This is a genomic window from Flavobacterium ajazii (genome assembly GCF_010614725.1).
Taxonomy (GTDB): Bacteria; Bacteroidota; Bacteroidia; order Flavobacteriales; family Flavobacteriaceae; genus Flavobacterium; species Flavobacterium ajazii.
Window position 1 is genome coordinate 240278 of the sequence record NZ_JAAEHL010000008.1, and the last position, 17951, is coordinate 258228.

18 protein-coding genes are annotated in these 17951 nt (G+C 32.6%); 6 read left to right on the forward strand and 12 right to left on the reverse strand.

What is annotated here, in order from left to right; translation table 11 throughout:
• Positions 1 to 90: 90 nt before the first annotated feature.
• The 6 genes from GWR14_RS15910 to pyrH form a co-directional block, all read right to left on the reverse strand.
• A complete protein-coding gene (locus tag GWR14_RS15910; protein ID WP_163410063.1) occupies positions 91 to 390 on the reverse strand; it encodes a hypothetical protein in 300 nt (99 codons plus the stop codon).
• Between the two features lie 260 nt (positions 391 to 650).
• Positions 651 to 1754 carry a carbohydrate binding domain-containing protein gene (locus tag GWR14_RS15915; RefSeq protein ID WP_163410064.1) on the reverse strand — a complete coding sequence of 368 codons (1104 nt, stop codon included), beginning with the start codon at positions 1752 to 1754 and terminating at the stop codon, positions 651 to 653.
• Positions 1699 to 1836: a hypothetical protein gene (locus GWR14_RS15920; RefSeq protein WP_163410065.1), complete on the reverse strand. Its 138-nt coding sequence runs from the start codon at positions 1834 to 1836 to the stop codon at positions 1699 to 1701. Before GWR14_RS15920 ends, GWR14_RS15915 begins: the two co-directional genes overlap by 56 nt.
• 296 nt (positions 1837 to 2132) lie before the next feature.
• Positions 2133 to 4628 carry a DUF5686 family protein gene (locus GWR14_RS15925; RefSeq protein WP_163410066.1) on the reverse strand — a complete coding sequence of 832 codons (2496 nt, stop codon included), beginning with the start codon at positions 4626 to 4628 and terminating at the stop codon, positions 2133 to 2135.
• A gap of 116 nt (positions 4629 to 4744) precedes the next feature.
• Positions 4745 to 5308, reverse strand: coding sequence for a ribosome recycling factor (gene frr, locus GWR14_RS15930; RefSeq protein WP_163410067.1), 564 nt, complete (start codon positions 5306 to 5308; stop codon positions 4745 to 4747).
• A gap of 160 nt (positions 5309 to 5468) precedes the next feature.
• Positions 5469 to 6176, reverse strand: coding sequence for a UMP kinase (gene pyrH / locus GWR14_RS15935; RefSeq protein ID WP_163410154.1), 708 nt, complete (start codon positions 6174 to 6176; stop codon positions 5469 to 5471).
• 191 nt (positions 6177 to 6367) lie between these two features.
• On the opposite strand from pyrH, the gene GWR14_RS15940 reads away from it, so the two are divergent.
• A complete protein-coding gene (locus GWR14_RS15940; RefSeq protein WP_163410068.1) occupies positions 6368 to 6985 on the forward strand; it encodes a thioredoxin family protein in 618 nt (205 codons plus the stop codon).
• 345 nt (positions 6986 to 7330) lie between these two features.
• Here the strand turns inward: GWR14_RS15940 and truB are convergent, their stop codons facing one another.
• From truB to GWR14_RS15960, 4 genes are all read right to left on the reverse strand, one after another.
• Positions 7331 to 8020, reverse strand: coding sequence for a tRNA pseudouridine(55) synthase TruB (truB, locus tag GWR14_RS15945; RefSeq protein WP_163410069.1), 690 nt, complete (start codon positions 8018 to 8020; stop codon positions 7331 to 7333).
• A complete protein-coding gene (locus GWR14_RS15950) occupies positions 8020 to 8817 on the reverse strand; it encodes an undecaprenyl-diphosphate phosphatase (protein ID WP_163410070.1) in 798 nt (265 codons plus the stop codon). Before GWR14_RS15950 ends, truB begins: the two co-directional genes overlap by 1 nt.
• An 89-nt stretch (positions 8818 to 8906) precedes the next feature.
• Entirely contained in the window at positions 8907 to 9155 is a 249-nt protein-coding gene (locus GWR14_RS15955) for a DUF3098 domain-containing protein (protein ID WP_163410071.1), read from the reverse strand.
• An 80-nt stretch (positions 9156 to 9235) separates the two neighbouring features.
• Positions 9236 to 10111 (reverse strand): cell division protein FtsX, encoded by an 876-nt coding sequence (locus tag GWR14_RS15960; protein ID WP_163410072.1) that lies wholly within the window; start codon positions 10109 to 10111, stop codon positions 9236 to 9238.
• A 464-nt stretch (positions 10112 to 10575) separates the two neighbouring features.
• On the opposite strand from GWR14_RS15960, the gene GWR14_RS15965 reads away from it, so the two are divergent.
• The 5 genes from GWR14_RS15965 (at position 10576) to GWR14_RS15985 (ending at position 16201) form a co-directional block, all read left to right on the forward strand.
• Complete coding sequence (locus GWR14_RS15965; protein ID WP_163410073.1) at positions 10576 to 13197, forward strand: T9SS type A sorting domain-containing protein; 2622 nt, start codon at positions 10576 to 10578, stop codon at positions 13195 to 13197.
• Between the two features lie 287 nt (positions 13198 to 13484).
• Positions 13485 to 14258, forward strand: a complete 774-nt coding sequence (modA, locus tag GWR14_RS15970) for a molybdate ABC transporter substrate-binding protein (protein ID WP_163410074.1) — start codon at positions 13485 to 13487, stop codon at positions 14256 to 14258.
• Positions 14255 to 14659 carry a TOBE domain-containing protein gene (locus GWR14_RS15975; RefSeq protein WP_163410075.1) on the forward strand — a complete coding sequence of 135 codons (405 nt, stop codon included), beginning with the start codon at positions 14255 to 14257 and terminating at the stop codon, positions 14657 to 14659. Before modA ends, GWR14_RS15975 begins: the two co-directional genes overlap by 4 nt.
• Positions 14652 to 15326 (forward strand): molybdate ABC transporter permease subunit, encoded by a 675-nt coding sequence (gene modB / locus GWR14_RS15980; protein ID WP_187356539.1) that lies wholly within the window; start codon positions 14652 to 14654, stop codon positions 15324 to 15326. The genes GWR14_RS15975 and modB overlap by 8 nt, the downstream gene beginning before the upstream one ends.
• Entirely contained in the window at positions 15326 to 16201 is an 876-nt protein-coding gene (locus GWR14_RS15985; RefSeq protein WP_163410076.1) for an ABC transporter ATP-binding protein, read from the forward strand. Before modB ends, GWR14_RS15985 begins: the two co-directional genes overlap by 1 nt.
• Before the next feature lie 77 nt (positions 16202 to 16278).
• Here GWR14_RS15985 and GWR14_RS15990 read toward each other — a convergent pair whose 3' ends face one another.
• Together GWR14_RS15990 and GWR14_RS15995 are read right to left on the reverse strand one after the other, a co-directional pair.
• A complete protein-coding gene (locus tag GWR14_RS15990) occupies positions 16279 to 16794 on the reverse strand; it encodes a molybdopterin-dependent oxidoreductase (protein WP_163410077.1) in 516 nt (171 codons plus the stop codon).
• Positions 16795 to 16838: 44 nt separating this feature from the next.
• Positions 16839 to 17942, reverse strand: a complete 1104-nt coding sequence (locus tag GWR14_RS15995) for a cytochrome-c peroxidase (RefSeq protein WP_163410078.1) — start codon at positions 17940 to 17942, stop codon at positions 16839 to 16841.
• Between the last annotated feature and the right edge of the window lie 9 nt (positions 17943 to 17951).

The following is a 17951-nucleotide window of genomic DNA, read 5'->3' on the forward strand; positions in this document are numbered from 1 at the left end:
ACGAGGAATCATATTAATAATTCAGCAAAAAAAGTCGTTGTCGAGTTTCGAGTAGGGCTTCTCGTTCCTGGAAATCACATACTTTATGGATTATATATTATTCCATAAATATGATATAAAATCGTCATCAAAAAACATTGTTGCTAAAATTGCGATTAAAAATGAAATAGAAAATGCTTTACAAGTTTGATTTTGTACCAAAAGATTTGATTTTTGCAAAATCAATTTTATTATTGCTCCTCCAATCAATGTATAAATAAAAATAGACAAACAAAGAAATATAATTTGGATAAACATCATAAATCGTGCTAATCCATATTGTCCTTCAGCTAAACAATTGTTGCAATATAAAAACAGTAGCGGAGTTGCTATAAACTTTTTCTTTATCATTTTAATTTGACCTTCTTTTAAAATTTAGTAGTAAAAGGAAAGTTTACTTCTCTAAAATTCTCTCTTTCAATTCATTTTTTTTCAAAAGTAAAAATTAGTAAACATCTATTGAGATATAAGGAACAAATATATCGTTACAGTTTAAAATGCCAAAACACAAATAAATCTGCGTGTTTTATAAGAGTATGAAAAATTTTTATGAATAAAAAAAGCTACAATACTAAGTGTTGCAGCTTTTGAAAATATGATTTAATTAATTTTTAGTTTTTTATAAACTTAAATGTTTGTTTGTTATCAGTAGACAAAATATACAATCCACTGCTTAAACCCGAAAGATTAACAGACTGAATATTTTGAGCGTCTTTAATGGTTTTAACTGTTCTTCCGGTGCTGTCACTGATAATTAAAGATTTTACGTTTGAGTCTGAACTAATATTCAGGTTGTCCTGAACAGGATTTGGATAAAATACCGCTTTGCTGGTTTCGTTTTCAAATTTTTCATTTGCCAGAGTAATATTGGCTCCAATAAAAGTTATATCATCTATATAAAAGGTTGTAGTACTTTTTCCTAAATCAAGATTAAGTCTGGTTGAAGCACTTTTTGCAGCAAAAGTATAACTTATTTGTTGCCATGTTGTACCGATTGTTGTGTTTGGCCCGTAGCTAGCACTTGTAGCAGTAGTTGAAAATCTTACGGTGCTTCCGGCTGCAGAGGCCTTAATCCACATGCTTGCAGTGTAATTTCTTCCTACTACCAGATTCATAGCATCACTTACAAGTTGTACATTGTATTCGTTTGCGCCGGTAGAAACTGCTTTAAGAGCTCTTACGCCGCCATGTACTTCTACGGTTTCTGCTGTCAAATTAGCAGCTCCATTGTATTTTGACCAGTTGGTGAACGTATCTCCCGTTCCGGCTTCAAGATTACCATTTAGAATAAAATCTAAAGTTGGCGCAGTAGTTATGTCATATACTGCGACATCATCAACATAAAAGGTATCGGTTCCTTTTCCTAAATCTAAGTTTATTTTAGTTGCTGTTGCAGTAGCGGTAAAACTTAAAATACATGCTTGCCATCCTGTAGTAACGGTAAAAGCGTTTCCGTAAACAGCAGTTCCTCCTGAAGTAGAAATACGAACTGTATTGCCACCGGCAGTTCCTTTTATCCACATACTAACTTCATAACTGTGTCCAATTACGGTAGCGATATCATCAGATTGAAGCTGGACGCTGTATTCATTTGCTCCTGTAGAAATTGCTTTTAGAGATCTTGCGCCGCCATGTACATTTGTAATATCTGCTGTTAAATTAGCTGCCCCGTTGGTTTTTCCAGTTGGTGAAAATGTCTCCGGTTCCTGCTTCAAAGTTTCCGTTGAGAATCAAATTTTGGGCACTTAATGAAGTAATGCCCGTAGTGAATACTAAAAAAAGTAGTTTTTTAATCATGGTTTAGTTTTTTAAAGGTTTATAGTTAATAAAATTTCAAACAATCGATTGCGTAAACAACTAATGGTTTTAACAAATGTAGGGATTTATTTTGTTCTTAAATTAATTTTAAATATTAATAATCAGTATGTTGTGTAGAATTATTAAAACTTAAAATTTTAAAGCAACCGTTTGTGTAATTTTGATTATTTTTAATGTAAAAAGCCGAAATACAATGATTTTTATTAAACTTTTTTAGTGATAAAGACAAAATGTCTAAAAAATAAAAATATCAAGCAAAATTTAGAGTTTAGATATTAAAGCCCCAAATCAATTACATAAGAAATCTTTACAGCAATGTTATCTTCAAATTTCATCAGTTGATTTGGACCGTAGCGATAGAAACCACCTAAACCAAAACCTTTAAAAATTTTGTTTAATTCAATTCCTGATTCAAAGAAGCCTTTGTTGAGTGTTTTGTATACCGGACCAACATGCTGTTCCGGTTTTTCCATATCACCCCAGGCCATTCTTGTAACTAATACTAATGATGGACGTACTTTTCTCATGATTCTGATTCGTTCAAAGCCATGTTTAATTTGAAAGAAAATATACTGGCTGGAAAAAAACTCATTAAAATACATGGTTTCAAAACTGTTTCTTCCTGCAAAAGTAATACGCTGAAAAATAGTTTCTTTGTTGAGGTTATTCGGCATAGTGTTGTACAAATGTGTAATTGGTATATCGCCTATAGCATAACCACCCTGAAGTAAAAAATTGGTTTTCTGACCATTTAGGTGTTTTTTCTCGTACTCAGTTTTAAAATCTATTTTGCTGAATGTGAAATCATTGTCCAAAACATTAGGCAAAGACTGGGTGAACTGAAAAGTAAATCTCGGAAAACGTTTCTCAGTTTCGGATCTGCCGGTTGGTGTCTGCATGAAATCACTAAACGGTGCCCATACTATAGAAGCCATTGCAGTGGTCATGACATAGTTTGAATACAATTGACCGTTGAAATTAAAAAGATAGTCAAATTTTGGTTCAACATACGTTCTTGCTAATTCAAAAACTGCTTCCGTTTTCGGAATAATTTTCGTCTGCAAATTGGTTTTCCAGCTAATGTAATGGTAAAAAGTACTAATGTTGATCGGACGTGGATCGTAAATTTTAAAGACACGTTTATCAACTGCAAAAACTGTACTCGCAATTTCCCGGACATCATCGGTATAGGATCCGTTTAGCCAGGTATTCGAGTTCTTCTCCAGTAAAAATCCGGAACCCAGATTGTATTTGAAGTTACCGTCTTTTGTTCCATAAGCGCCATAACCCTCAATCCTGTAATGTTTAGAAAAACGATCGTTCGTAATTCCGCCAAGTCCTAAACGAAAACCTTCATAGTTGTTATAACTGATTACCTTTTTTAAATCCAAATCAATTGGGCCCAGAGGGAGATAACCGTTTATAATTTTTCGGCCAAGTCCCAAACGTTTTTCGATTCTTTTTTTGATAGAGATACTATCCAGTAATTGATACGTTCTCTGACTTTTCAAATCAAGGCTTTCTTTTCGGTATTCATCCCAGAATTCTTCCGGTTTTTTACTGGCATCTTCTTTAATTTCGATATAAAGGGATGGATCTTTTATCGGAGCAGTTGTATTGTAATGAATATCAAAATTGTTGCTTTCTGAAAACAGGTATGTAAAATCAGAAGCGGTTTTTTTTCTGGTTTCGAAAAGATTTTCCTCTTCACCGTCAAACTGAATGGTTCCTCCTAAAAAATTAATATCATCATTATTTCTTCCTTTTACAATTTTAAAAGAAGTATTGACAGGAAACCATATTTTTTCTTCAGGAACATATTCAAATTCATGAATTCCGCTTATGTCAAGTACGCCTTTTATACGCATTATAGCTTTTGCAATGGCAAAATTTTCCTGATCGATATACAAAACACCTTCTAAGCCGGCAGCCTTTCTTTTTTCTTTATTCTTAAAATAAATCATAAAAGTATTTCGGCCTTTAATATCAACAGTATCCAGCAGCTTATAATTATAGTCCTTTAATGCATTATCCGAAACAGGATTGTTGTATTTGGTTTCAAAAAGTTCATATTTTGAGTCATAAATAGAAATCGACTGTAAATTAAAGGCAATGATTTCGTAAACTGGTTGTTTAAAACCTGCCATTTTTGTGCCCAGAATGGTTTCTTTGAGTTTTTTATTTCCGAATTGGTATTGTGAAACTTTTTCAGTCTGAAATAAATGCTGTTTGCTGATGACTTCTTTAAACTTATAGTCAGAAGAGTCAATATTTATTCTTTTTTTCTTTAAATCTTTATAAGAAGCAGACGAATCGATCCTGCCGTTAATAGAATCTGGATTAGCTGTTACAATAAGTTTATTGTAGGTTTTATATTCAAAACTCTTGAGCTTTTTCTGCGGATTATTGGTGTTTTTGTATGCAATTACTTTTCTTAAAATAGTCAGTGCAGGATTTTCATTAGAAACAACAACTTCTTTCAGATTATCTGTTTTTTGCTTAAGATAAACTGTGTAAAACTTTTTGTTGTCTGAAATCGCAATGGTTTTAGACTGAAAGCCAACGTACGAAACCGTAAAAGAATTGATTTTTACCTTTGATGTAAGTGTGAACTTTCCATCAACATCTGTAATCGTATTATTGTTGTCTGAAGTTGTAATCGTAGCAAAAGGAAGAGGATCATTGCCTGAATCGTTTACAATTCCGTTTATTTGAAATTGCGCCTGTAGGGTAAGCGTAAAAAACAAAGTAAATAAACAGAATAGTTTCATACAAAGTATTATGGTTTCGAAACCGGAAATTGATTTTTGGTATGCAAAAATAGTAATAAAAAAATCCGTCTGGTAAAAATTTAACCAAACGGATTCTTAATTTTATGTCAAATAAGTTACACCTTCATGATTTCAGCCTCTTTAGCAGCTAATAATTCATCTATTTTTTTGATGTAAGTATTTGTTAAGTTCTGAACTTCTTCTTCGGCAGATTTGCAAATGTCTTCAGAAGTTCCTTCTTTTTCTAATTTTTTAATATCGGTATTAGCATCTTTACGTGAGTTACGGATACCAATTTTTGCATCTTCTGCTTCAGATTTTGCCTGTTTTGCCAAATCTTTACGACGCTCTTCTGTCAATGGTGGTACACTGATAATAATTACATCACCGTTATTCATTGGGTTGAAACCAATATTGGCAATCAAAATTGCTTTTTCGATTACTGATAACATGTTTTTTTCGAAAGGCTGCAACGTAATTGTTCTTGCATCAGGTACACTAATTTTAGATACCTGAGAAAGTGGTGTAGAAGCACCATAATAATCAACAAAAACACCTCCAAGCATAGCCGGAGAAGCTTTTCCAGCACGGATATTTAGAAATTCTTTTTCTAAATGCGCAATCGTACCATTCATTGATTCTTCAGTACTTTCTAATATGAAATCTATTTCTTCAGTCATTTTGTTCAGATTTTTAGATTCTTAGAAGATTAGATTTTTAGGCTTTAAAAATGGTTTCTTCTAATTTACTAACTAATATTATTTTCTTTTTTTGATTGTCTTAATTGTTGTTAAAATTCAGAAATTCTATTTAATCTAAAATTCTAACAATCTAAGCAGTCTAAATATTTACTACAGTTCCGATGTTTTCGCCTGCGCAGATTTTTAAAAGATTTCCAATTTTGTTCATGTCAAAAACAACAATCGGTAATTTATTTTCCTGACTTAAAGTGAAAGCTGTGGTGTCCATTACATTCAGTCCTTTTTTGATTACATCTTCAAAAGAAATAAAGTCAAATTTTACAGCTGAAGCATTTTTCTCAGGATCACAATCGTAAACCCCATCTACACGTGTTCCTTTTAAAATAACATCGGCATTGATTTCGATTCCTCTTAAAACTGCTGCAGTATCAGTAGTAAAATAAGGGTTTCCGGTTCCGGCACCAAAGATTACAATTCTTCCTTTTTCAAGGTGGCGGTCAGCTCTTCTTTTGATATAAGGTTCCGCTATAGATTCCATTTTTAAGGCAGTCTGCAAACGAGTTTTCATCCCTTTATCTTCAAGAGCACCTTGCAAAGCCATTCCGTTTATAACAGTAGCAAGCATTCCCATATAATCACCCTGCACTCTGTCCATGCCTGAACTTGCTCCGGCAACTCCTCTAAAAATGTTTCCTCCTCCGATAACAATAGCAATTTCTACTCCTTTGTCGTGAATCTGCTTAATTTCATCTGCATATTCAGCTAATCTTTTAGGGTCAATTCCGTATTGTAAATCCCCCATTAAGGCTTCTCCACTTAATTTTAGAAGAATTCTTTTATATTTCATGTGCGTTGCATTTGTTTGTGCAAATATAGACATATTCTGTTTTTTTAAAATAGTGTTTTAAAAAATTAATTGTTTCTTTTCTAAATTAAATTCTGACTGATTTTTAGTTGTTGATTTCTTTTAAATATGATAAAAGTCATTCAGACATCTTTTTAAAAAACGTAATTTTATGTTACCAAAACGAAATAAACATGAAAAGTATTGTAGCCAAAGCGTTATTCAATAGTCATTCTTATGCTGAATACCGAAAATTAGTAACCGATTTATTGTCTGAAGGAAAATCAACAGGTGATGAGCAGTCTGAGAGCCTGACAAATTATTCCAAACTGAACGAAGCCAGGATGAACAGGCTTGAAAAAACAATTAAAATTTCTGAAGATGTTATTTCGAAGCTGCAACATCTGGACAATCATTACATCTGGCTTGTAATTTCTGAGGGCTGGTGCGGTGATGCAGCCCAAATACTTCCAATATTAAATAAAATGGCTTTGGCTTCGGATAAAAAGATAGACTTGCGAATCGTGCTCCGTGATGAAAATGACGATTTAATGAATCGCTATCTAACCAATGGAGGAAGAGCTATTCCAAAAGTAATTGTGATTTGTAAAGAAGCCGGAATTGTTCGTGCCGACTGGGGACCAAGACCAGTAGGAGCCACAGAATTAATGGCAAAGCATAAAAGGGAAGTAGGGGCTATTGATGAAAAAATCAAAACCGATTTACAATTGTGGTATCTGACAGATAAAGGAATTTCGGTACAGGAAGAACTGATTCAGATTATGGAAAACATCAAATATAATCGGTTATAAAATGAATTTGGGTGTAATTGTTTGAAAACAAGTGTTTTGGTGTTAAAAATAAATTAAAATATTTTCTGGTTATTTGAAAAAATGTTAACTTAGTATATAATCCCATTTCTATTATTAACTTTCTGATTTACTCTTTTTATTGGTGTTCGTTAATGTCTAACTATTAAAAAACCAATATTATGAAAAAGTTATTCGAAAAGTTTTATGATTTCTTTTCTAAATTTTTATTTGGAGGAAAGAATGTGCCTCACTATTAACTCAGGAAAGGTATAGGGTAAATTTACTTTAATTTCCGGGAGCCTGGCACATTACTTTTTAACTGTGATGTGCTTTTTTTATGGATTATTACTTTAAACTTTCTTCGAATAAAGTAATGTCAAAGGCATCTTTTACGTCATAATCACCAATTTTAGTGCGACGCAAAACGGTTAAATGTGAACCGCTATTCATTGCTTTTCCAAAATCATAAGCCAGTGAGCGGATATAGGTTCCTTTGCTGCAAACAACTCTAAAATCAACTTCGGGTAATGCGATTCGGGTAATTTCGAATTCGTGAATGGTGGTTTTTCTGCTTTCAATTTCTATCGACTCTCCTGCACGTGCATGCTCATACAATCGTATGCCATCTTTTTTTATGGCAGAGAAAATTGGCGGTTTCTGATCAATTTCGCCTAAAAATTGTTTTACCGTTTCATGAATTAAAGCTTCATCAATATGTTCTGTTGGAAAAGTCTGATCGATTTCTGTTTCTAAATCGTAAGAAGGAGTAGTGGCTCCAATGTAAAATGTTCCCGTATATTCTTTTGCCTGTCCCTGAAGTTCAGAAATTCTTTTGGTAAATTTTCCGGTACAGATTAATAATAAACCAGTTGCTAATGGATCTAAAGTCCCGGCGTGGCCAATTTTGAACTTTTTTGGAAGCCCAACTTTATTAATCAAAAGGTATTTTAATTTATTAACAGCCTGAAACGAACTCCATTTTAAAGGTTTGTCAATCAGCAAAACCTGTCCGTTTAAATATTCTTCAGGTGTCATTATATAATGGTAAGCGGGTGAATGAAAAAGTGAATCAATAATAAAATGATTCCGGCAAGGATTCTGTAATAACCAAAAACTTTAAAACCATTTTTAGTTAAAAATCCGATGAATGTTTTGATTGCCAAAAGCGCAACGATAAAAGCAACAATATTTCCAATAATAAGGATATTGATTTGGTCATGCGATAATTCAAAACCATCTTTATAATAATCGTAACATTTTTTTGCTGTCGCTCCCAACATAGTCGGAACAGCCAGAAAAAAAGAAAATTCGGCAGCTGTTGTTCTGGATAATTTTTGAGACATTCCGCCTACGATACTGGCGCCACTTCGTGAAACTCCCGGAATCATAGCAATACACTGAAATAATCCAATTTTGAAGGCCTGTAAATAACTAATCTCCTGAGAGGTTTCAGATGTGTTTGGATTGTTGAACCATTTGTCAACTTTTAGTAAAATAACACCTCCAACTAAAAGTGAAATAGCAACTGTAACCGGATTTTCCAATAACCCATCAATAAAATCACTCAATAACAGTCCTAAAACTACAGCCGGAATAAAAGCGACTAAAAGTTTAAAGTAAAAATCGAATGTCTGAAAGAAACGTTTAAAATATAAAATGACAACCGAAAGAATGGCACCGAGCTGAATTACAATGGTGAAAAGTTTTGTGAAATCTTCCTGTGCAATTCCAAAAAAAGAGGAAGCAATAATCATGTGTCCGGTCGAAGAAACGGGTAAAAATTCTGTAATTCCTTCGATAATGGCAAGAACGATAGCTTGTAATGTGTTCATTTAATTTAGATTTTTAGATCTTAGATTTTTAGACTTCTTAGAAAGATTTAATCTAAATATCTAAGATGTCTAAGGAGTCTTAAAAAAGTCTATTTAGATTTTTTGAAAATAGAATAAATCGTGATTCCAAAACCAATCAAAACAGTTGTTGGAGCTAAACGAATACGTCTAAAACTGAAAATATCCTCATTAAAAACATTAGGATCTTTACTTCCTCCGCCAGACATTAAAATAAATCCTAAAGCGATAACAGCAATTCCAATCAATAAGATTTTGTAATTGATACTGTCAAAAAGGAATTCCTGTTTTTGTTCTTGCTCGTTTTTATTATTTTTCATTATTCTTTTTTTTTGTCACCCTGAGCGGGTCGAAGGGTTATTTGTTTTGAAAATCTAAAAATCTGAACAGTAATCTAAAATTAATAAAGATCGTCTGTTCTTAAGTTAAGGAAGCGCTGTGTTGCAAAGTGTGTGCTTACCCAGGTAATTAAAACACCTAATCCGAAAACACCCACTAGAACTAATCCTATTAAGGCTTTGTCTTCTAATATTCCTAATCCCGGAAAATTCGTTTCGACATACATTAAAAGTGCAATCAGAGCTACGATGGCTAAACCTGCTCCCAGCATTCCAAGTTTTACGCTGCGCATTACAAATGGTTTACGGATAAACGCTTTTGTTGCACCAACCATTTGCATGGTTTTGATGATAAATCTGTTTGAATGAATGGATAAACGCAATGAACTGTTGATTAATAAAACTGCAATTACCGCAAGGAAACCACTTATAATCAAAATCCACATACTTACTTTTTTGATGTTATCGTTTACCATGTTTATTAATTGCTTGTCATAAACGATATCTTCAATCATGGTATTTTTGCGAAGATTACTTTCAATTATGCGGATACTGTCTCTTTCAATATAATCTGCTTTTAAATGAATATCGTAGGAATTCAATAATGGGTTTTCTCCCAGAAAGGTAAGGAAATCTTCACCAATGATATCGGTGTGTTCTTTAGCAGCTTTTTCTTTGGAAACATAAACAAAAGTTTTAGCAAAAGGAGCTCTTTTTAATTCAGTATTGAAGGCTTTGATAACGCTGTCATTTGCTTCGTTTTTAAAGAAAACCGTCATAGCGATTTTCTCTTTAAAATCATTGGCCAGCTTTTTGGAATTAATAATGAATAATCCCAGTACTCCCAAAAGGAATAAAACCAGAAATACACTTAACACTACCGAAAAATAAGAGGAAATTAACCTGCGCTTTTGAAATTTATCAAAGTTAGAACTCATAGTCTGCTTAAATTATGTGGTAAAAATAATAAACAATTTCTTTATTTAAAGTTATTAAAGGTCAAAGTTTTGACTTTGGTATAAAAAAGCTGCTTTTACAAATTAAAAATTTCTGTTTTAAAAGAAAATTTAATTTAAACTGGGAAAATTTTTTGTTCCCGCTTTAATCCCTTTGCACGACAGCGGTACTGAAATTATTATAAACAATCTGTTGTCTAATCAACACTGAATAAAATATTTTTATGGATTTGTATTAATAATTTTATAGTTTAGTAAAATAATAGAAAGTAGAATATAATAAATCAGTTTTTTTATTATTATATCCATAGTAGAAATATAGAAGTATAAAGTTTAACCCTAATAAAAAAATGAAAAAAAATATTATTTTCTTAATTTTAATCAATTCAATTGCTTTCGGGCAAACATATACAATAGATAATAGTTTTAACCCTTCTGACACAGGAGTGTACAGTCAGTATGTTGGAAAATTTGGAATCCCGTTAAATGATGGAAAAATACTTACCACGGAAGGTTATGGATTGGGATATAGAGATATCTACCGCCTTAATAATGATGGAAGTATCGACAACTCGTTTTCTAAATTGCAAATACCTTATCCTGTTGATTATTTATTTGCAAATCCAATTTCAGGAAATTTTATTACAGTTATGGGTAATTCGTATTCAGATAGCACAACTATAAAAAGTTATGATGCTAATGGTGTCCCTGTATCATATTTTACAAGTCCTATATTTACAAAAAATCAAATGACAAGCTATAATGGAGCAGGAATAAATAAAATATACTTTTTAAATGATGGAAAATTTTTAATTTTTGGAGATTTCAAATTTGTTAACGGTGTTTCTTATAATAATATTGTGAGACTTAATGCTGATGGATCAGTAGATACTGGATTTACTATAGGTACTGGCTTTAATGCCCCAACAACAGCATTTGCTATTCAATCTGATGGTAAATATTTAATAGGTGGAAATTTTACAAGTTTTAATGGAGTGACAAGAGCAAGAATTGCGCGTCTAAATCCCAATGGTACTTTAGATTCCTCATTTAATGTAGAAAGGATAACTAATCCTTCTGCTATTGTGAAAGGATATGATAATTATGGTTCTATGAACGATATTATAGTTCAGCCAAATGGAAAAATACTAACCTCTGGTTGTCATTATCTCTCATATGACAGAAGATATTATAATATTGTTAGGCTGAATTCTGATGGAAGTATAGATACTACTTTTTATTTGAAATATTACTCTGATTATTTCTCAAGAAATATTTGTTATGATAATCTAGATGGGAGTATTTTTTTTAAGGATTATACCTCTATCAAGAAATGTAATAATTCCGGAACTATCATTTCCACATTTAAAGATACAAATGTACAAGGAGATGCCAGTTTCACTTCAGAAGGAACAATCCGTTTACAAAACAATAAACTTCTTGTTGTTGGAAACTATAAAAATACAGCTGGTATAACCAGATTAGGTTATCACAGATTAAATTCTGACGGGACTATAGATTTAACTTTTAATCCGAGTTTTGGACCAAATATTAAATATTTTGGGAATCTTACTAATACTTCGGCAACTGGAATTAGCAGTTGTACTTTATTACCCGATAACAGAATATTCCTTACAGGTGGTTTTACGACATATAATGATGTTCCTGTAAAAGGATTACTAATGCTTACAGAAAATGGAGAAATTGATTCTTCCTTCAATAAAAATGTAGCACAGAGTTATAAGGATAATTTTTCAGGTAGTTCTTTCTTAAGAACCAAAAAAAACTATGATGGGAAATTATATGTTGCAGGACAATTCAGTCTAGATGGTAGTGGAAATTATAAAACAATTATAAAATTAAACGATGACGGATCCATTGATACTAGTTTCAATTTTCGTGATCAAGCCAATGATTTTGTTGTAACTGATAAGAATGAAATTATAACGATGAATTATGGCATAATTACTAAATATAATTCAAATGGAGTTGTTGATAATTCATTTAAAGCCCCAAATTATGGATACCCCATATTCCCCCGTTCATTTGAATTACTAGATAATAATCAGATTTTAGTTTCATTAGGAGAGTATTATTTTTATAATAGACACTTAAATAGATTAAATGAAAATGGAACACTCGATACAACTTTTCAACCATATGTGGGTTATTATGGAGTATTAAATACTAAAACATTAAACAACGGAAAAACTTACGTTTTAGAAGAAAAGAGCTCGAACACAGGTCAATTAACTAGATACAATGCCGATTGGACGTTAGACCAATCATTCACACCAATTCCAACATACGGTTATGCATTTCTTTCAAACGAAAGAATTCTTACAGTGGCGGGTGGTGGTACATACAAAATAAATGATTCAAGTGGAAAACAATTGTCTGCTTTTTCATTAACAACGGATCTACCATCTTATTCTAGTCCATCTTTTTATTCGCAAAATTGTGAAAACATTATTTTCTGTGGTGCATTTAATAAAGTAAACGGTATAAATAAGAACTACATTGTTAGATTAAAAGTTCAAGGCTCAACAACAACTTCAGCTCCTGTGGGAGCAATAACCCAATCATTTTCTCAAGGACAGATGTTGTCAGATCTGATCATTAATGGTCAAAATATTAAATGGTATGATTCTCAAAGCCAATGTGCATCCAACGCATTAAATGGGAAAACAAAGCAAGGGAATACCCCTTTACCTGATACTACGTTACTAATTGATGGAATAACGTATTATGCTTCACAAACAATTAACGGTTTTGAAAGTAATTTTAGATTACCGGTAAAAGTCAGTCTAACTTCTTTAGGTATAAATAAATTGGAATTAAAAAATTTAAAATTATATCCTAATCCTATAAAAGATAAACTAACGATATCCAATTCATCAAATATTGAAAAAGTTGAAATCTATAATTTACTTGGACAGAAAATTTTCGAAAACAATTTTAACATTAATGAAATCAATATTGATTTCACTAATTATAATCAGAATATTTATTTAATAAAAATTTTTTCTGAAGGTAAAATTCAAACGAGTAAAATAACAAACGAGTAAATTAACACCGTTCGTGTGTGAATCCTTTCGCGTTCGATTGTACTTGTTTGTATAGCACCCTGAAGGATTCGTGAGGCAAGGGTGTATAAAGATAATTTTCCCAATGAAATTCTCGGTTTTAAAGGTCAAATTATTGTTGTCCGATTTGTGAATCCGAGAAATCCAATTATTCGAAATTAGCAGAAGATTTCAATTATTTGGACCGATAATAATGTTCTTAAAACAAATAAGATTTTTATTCTCTGCCTTATAATACTTATTTTTACAATAACAATAGAATACTAAAAATGAAGATTACAAATAGATATTTATTTACCTTAACGGCACTTTTATTATTAGGGTTTGGAACAGTACAAGGACAGCAAAAAATTACAATTGTTGCTGCCGCTAATCTTAAAGTTGCTTTAGATTCTATAAATACCGTTTTTAAAATTCAAAATCCTGCTATAAATTCTCAAATTACTTATGGAGCTTCCGGAAAGTTATTTGAACAGATTTCTAATAGTGCCCCCTATGATTTATTTTTTTCGGCTGATATGGATTATCCCAGAAAACTGGAAGAAAAAAAGCTGACAGCTTCTAAAATCAAAATGTATGCTACAGGAAAATTAGTGATCTGGAGCAAAAAAACAGATCCTAACAAAAGTAAGATGAATAGTCTTTTAAATCCTGATATTCGAAAAATAGCTATTGGTAACCCGGCAACAGCTCCTTATGGCGAGAAAGCTGTAGAGAGTTTGAAATTTTATAAAATATACGATAAGGTAAAAAGTAAATTGGTTTTTGGCGAAAACATTACTCAGGCGACACAGTTTATAACAACCGGAAATGCCGATATAGGAATTACTGCTCTGTCGCTTGTACTTACGCCAAACATGAAAAAAGAAGGGGGAAAGTATTATATTATCCCTCAAAAAAGCCATACTGCTTTAGATCAGGGTTGTGTAATTTTGAAAAATGCAAAGGGAAATGCAAGTGTAATCAAATTCTATAATTTCATATCTTCAAAAAAAGCAGCAGCAATTTTAAAATATTATGGATATGATACAAAAACAAAATGAACATATTAAACGGAAATATATCTCAAGTTCAATCTCATGAAGGTCTTTCACTTGTAAGGGTACAATCAAAGGATGTTGCATTTTCTGCAATTGTCCTCGATACACCGGAAACTTCTGATTACTTAAAAACAGGGAATGAAGTCAGGATTATTTTTAAAGAAACCGAAGTCATGATTTCTAAAGACTTAAACCCAAATATCAGTATTCAGAATAAGCTGCTGTGCCGTATTGAATCTATTGAAAATGGTGCAATTCTCAGCCAGATTAATCTGATGCATGATCAGCAGGCTATAAAATCTATTATTACAAGAAACGCTTGTGAACAATTAGACTTAAAAGAAAATGATACTGTATTGGCTTTAATAAAAACAAACGAAGTAAGCTTGTCTGCTCATGATTAATCTGGAACCCTTATGGCTTACGGCGAAATTGGCTTTGATTACCACAATAATACTTTTTGTTGTGGCTATTCCGCTTTGCTATTGGTTGTCTTACAGTAAATTTCGGTTCAAGGCATTCATTGAAGCCTTAATAAGTTTACCCTTGGTTTTACCACCTTCAGTTTTAGGTTTTTATCTTTTAATAGCCCTTAGTCCAGAAAATGCTTTCGGTAAATTTTTATCTGATTATTTTTATCTGAGACTGGTATTTACTTTTCAGGGATTAATTCTGGCATCTGTTTTATACAGTTTGCCTTTTATGGTAAATCCTGTTTTATCAGGATTAAAAAATCTGCCGGCCGGTCTTCAGGAAGCTTCTTTTACACTTGGTAAATCAAGATTAAAAACCTTAACGAAAATTTTACTGCCTAATATCCGCACTTCAATACTCACGGGAATTATTATGACTTTTGCCCATACGATAGGCGAATTTGGTGTAGTTTTAATGGTGGGAGGCAGTATTCCCGAAGAGACAAAAGTAGTTTCTATTGCTATTTATGAAGAAGTAGAATCGATGAACTATCAAAGTGCCAATGTATATGCCGGAATTTTATTTGCATTCTCTTTTTCTGTTCTGTTGGCAGTTCATTTAATCAATAATAAATCCAGAAAAACGACTCTTTATTAATGATACAGTTTAATGCTTATAAAATGCTGCAAACGGCTGATGGGGAATTGCCATTAGATGTTTCCCTGACTGTTGAAAAAGGGCAGTTTATTGCTATTTATGGGAATTCAGGAGCCGGAAAAACAACTATTCTTAGAATATTGGCGGGACTTACTGAGGCGGAAAATGTATATATAAAAGTTGGAAATGAAGTCTGGGATGATTCTCAAAAAAAATACCATCTTTCGGTTCAAAAACGTTCTATTGGATTTGTATTTCAGGATTTTGCGTTATTTCCGAATCTGACTGTTCGGGAAAATTTAGAGTTTGCCTTACCTAAAAATGATGTGACAGAAATTGTTTCTGAATTAATAGACCTGATGGAATTGCAGTCGCTTCAGAACAGTAAACCACATCAATTATCAGGAGGGCAAAAACAGCGTGTTGCTTTGGCGAGGGCCATTGTTCGTAAACCTGAACTTCTTCTGTTAGACGAGCCTCTTTCTGCTTTGGATGATGAAATGCGGTTTAAACTTCAGGATTACATTTTAAAAATTCATCAAAAATATCAATTAACCACTTTGATGATTACTCATTCTATTGCTGAAATTTTCAAACTCTCTGATAAAGTTGTGGTTCTTGATAAGGGAAAAATTATTAAAGAGGGAACTCCGGATACAGTTTTTGCAGCACAAAAAATAAGCAGCAAATTCCAATTAACCGGAGAAATAATCAGCATAATCAAAAGTGATATAGTTTATATAGTACAAGTATCTTCTGGAAATTCTATCATAAAAGTAGTTGCGACAGAAGATGAGATAAAAGATTTTAAAATAGGACAAAAAGTACTCGTGGCTTCAAAAGCATTCAATCCGATTATTCAGATTCTGTCGTAAAACTTAAATATTGGTTGTTATTTTGAAAGAAAATGTATTGTCTTATTCCAAAAACAAGAACAATATAATTTTATAAGTTAATCTTTCGCAAACCGAATTATTAAATGGGTTACTTCGTGAGCAGATCGGGCAGGTTTATTTTCATCCGGAACAACTAAACGAAACGGACCTATTCCATCAGCTAATGGTTTGCCATCTTTAGCATCTGCTAAAATAACCACCCGATTGGTAAAACTGGGATCCAATTCTGCTAATGAGAAAACGACTTCATACCCATCGCTGCATCTTACCAGCAAATATTTGGTGAGATTTTCGCCTTTTAGTTCTTTTCCAACAGTAACTCCGGCTTGTTGCAAGAGGTCAAAAATAGCAACTCCTGAATATTGCTGAGCCTTACCATCACGGTCTTTCATACTAGCTTCTACGTGTTTCATTTTTGCGAAATCTGAAAGACTTAACGATAATGGTTTTAAAACTTCTCCTTCAATTTTCACAACAGCTTCTTTGATAATGTTTTGTGCCATTATATTTTGGGAGAAAACACCCAAAAACAAGGAGACTAATAGAATAAGTAATACATAATGTTTTTTCATTTTTTTCTAATTTTAATTGTTTTAATACTTTAGAAGCAGACGATTTATTTTTGACTTAAATGCGGATTAGAAAATGCAGGATTATTAATAAAAGTAGAATCGGTAAGCATTTTCATAAAACTAATAATATTGGCTTTTTCTTTTGCAGTCAATCCCAAACTTTTCCCTCCCATTTCGTTAGGCCGGTTTTGTAAAACTACGCTTAGAGACTTGCTTGGCTTAATATGTTCATTATAATGATCCATTACTTCTTCTAAATTTTTAAATCTTCCGTCGTGCATGTACGGAGCAGTAAGTGCAATATTGCGGAGTGTTACAACCCGAAACCGTCCCCTGTCATTTGGCATCCCGGTAAGTTCTTCTCTGCCTTTATCTTTTGGAATACTATCTAAACCGTTGTTGTGAAACAATTCCATGTACATTTTAGGTGTTCCGTGGCACTGTGCACAACTGGCTCCTCTGATATTTTTACTTGGTTCTGCCGAATTCATAAACAGTTCCATTCCGTTTGACTCTTGTTCAGTAGGGTTGTATTCTCCTCGCAGATATTTGTCATAATTAGAATTGGCCGAAATAAGGGTGCGTTCAAATTGGGAAATGGCTTTTGTAATCCTGTCTGCTGTAATTTCCGGTGTTCCAAATGCATCTCTAAAAAGGACAGGATAGACTTTCGTTTTTTGAAGATCGATAATGGCTTTCTCCATGTAGGCTCCCATTTCGTGTGGATCATTAAGCGGAATTAGGGCTTGCGCTTCTAATCCTTTGGCTCTGCCGTCCCAAAAAAAGTTTCGAACCCAAAGCAAATTTGCCAAAGACATCGAGTTGCGTTTCGTTGGCATATCATTTATTCCGGAACTAAATGTCTTGCCGTCAGTGAATGCCAATTTTTGCTGATGACAACTGGCACAGGAAATGGTTTTACTGGAAGATAATTTTGTTTCATAAAATAACATTCTGCCCAGATAAACTCCTTGTTTTGTTGTCGGATTATTTTCCGGAATACTAATCCTGTTACCGAAATAATCCGGATATTCCAGTTTGTATGGATCAGTATAAAGGGAATTTTTGCCAGTGAATGCAATTAATGTAATCGCAATCACTAAGATAGATAACAAAGTAAGCTTTTTATAATGTGATCCTATTTGCATTATTAAGAC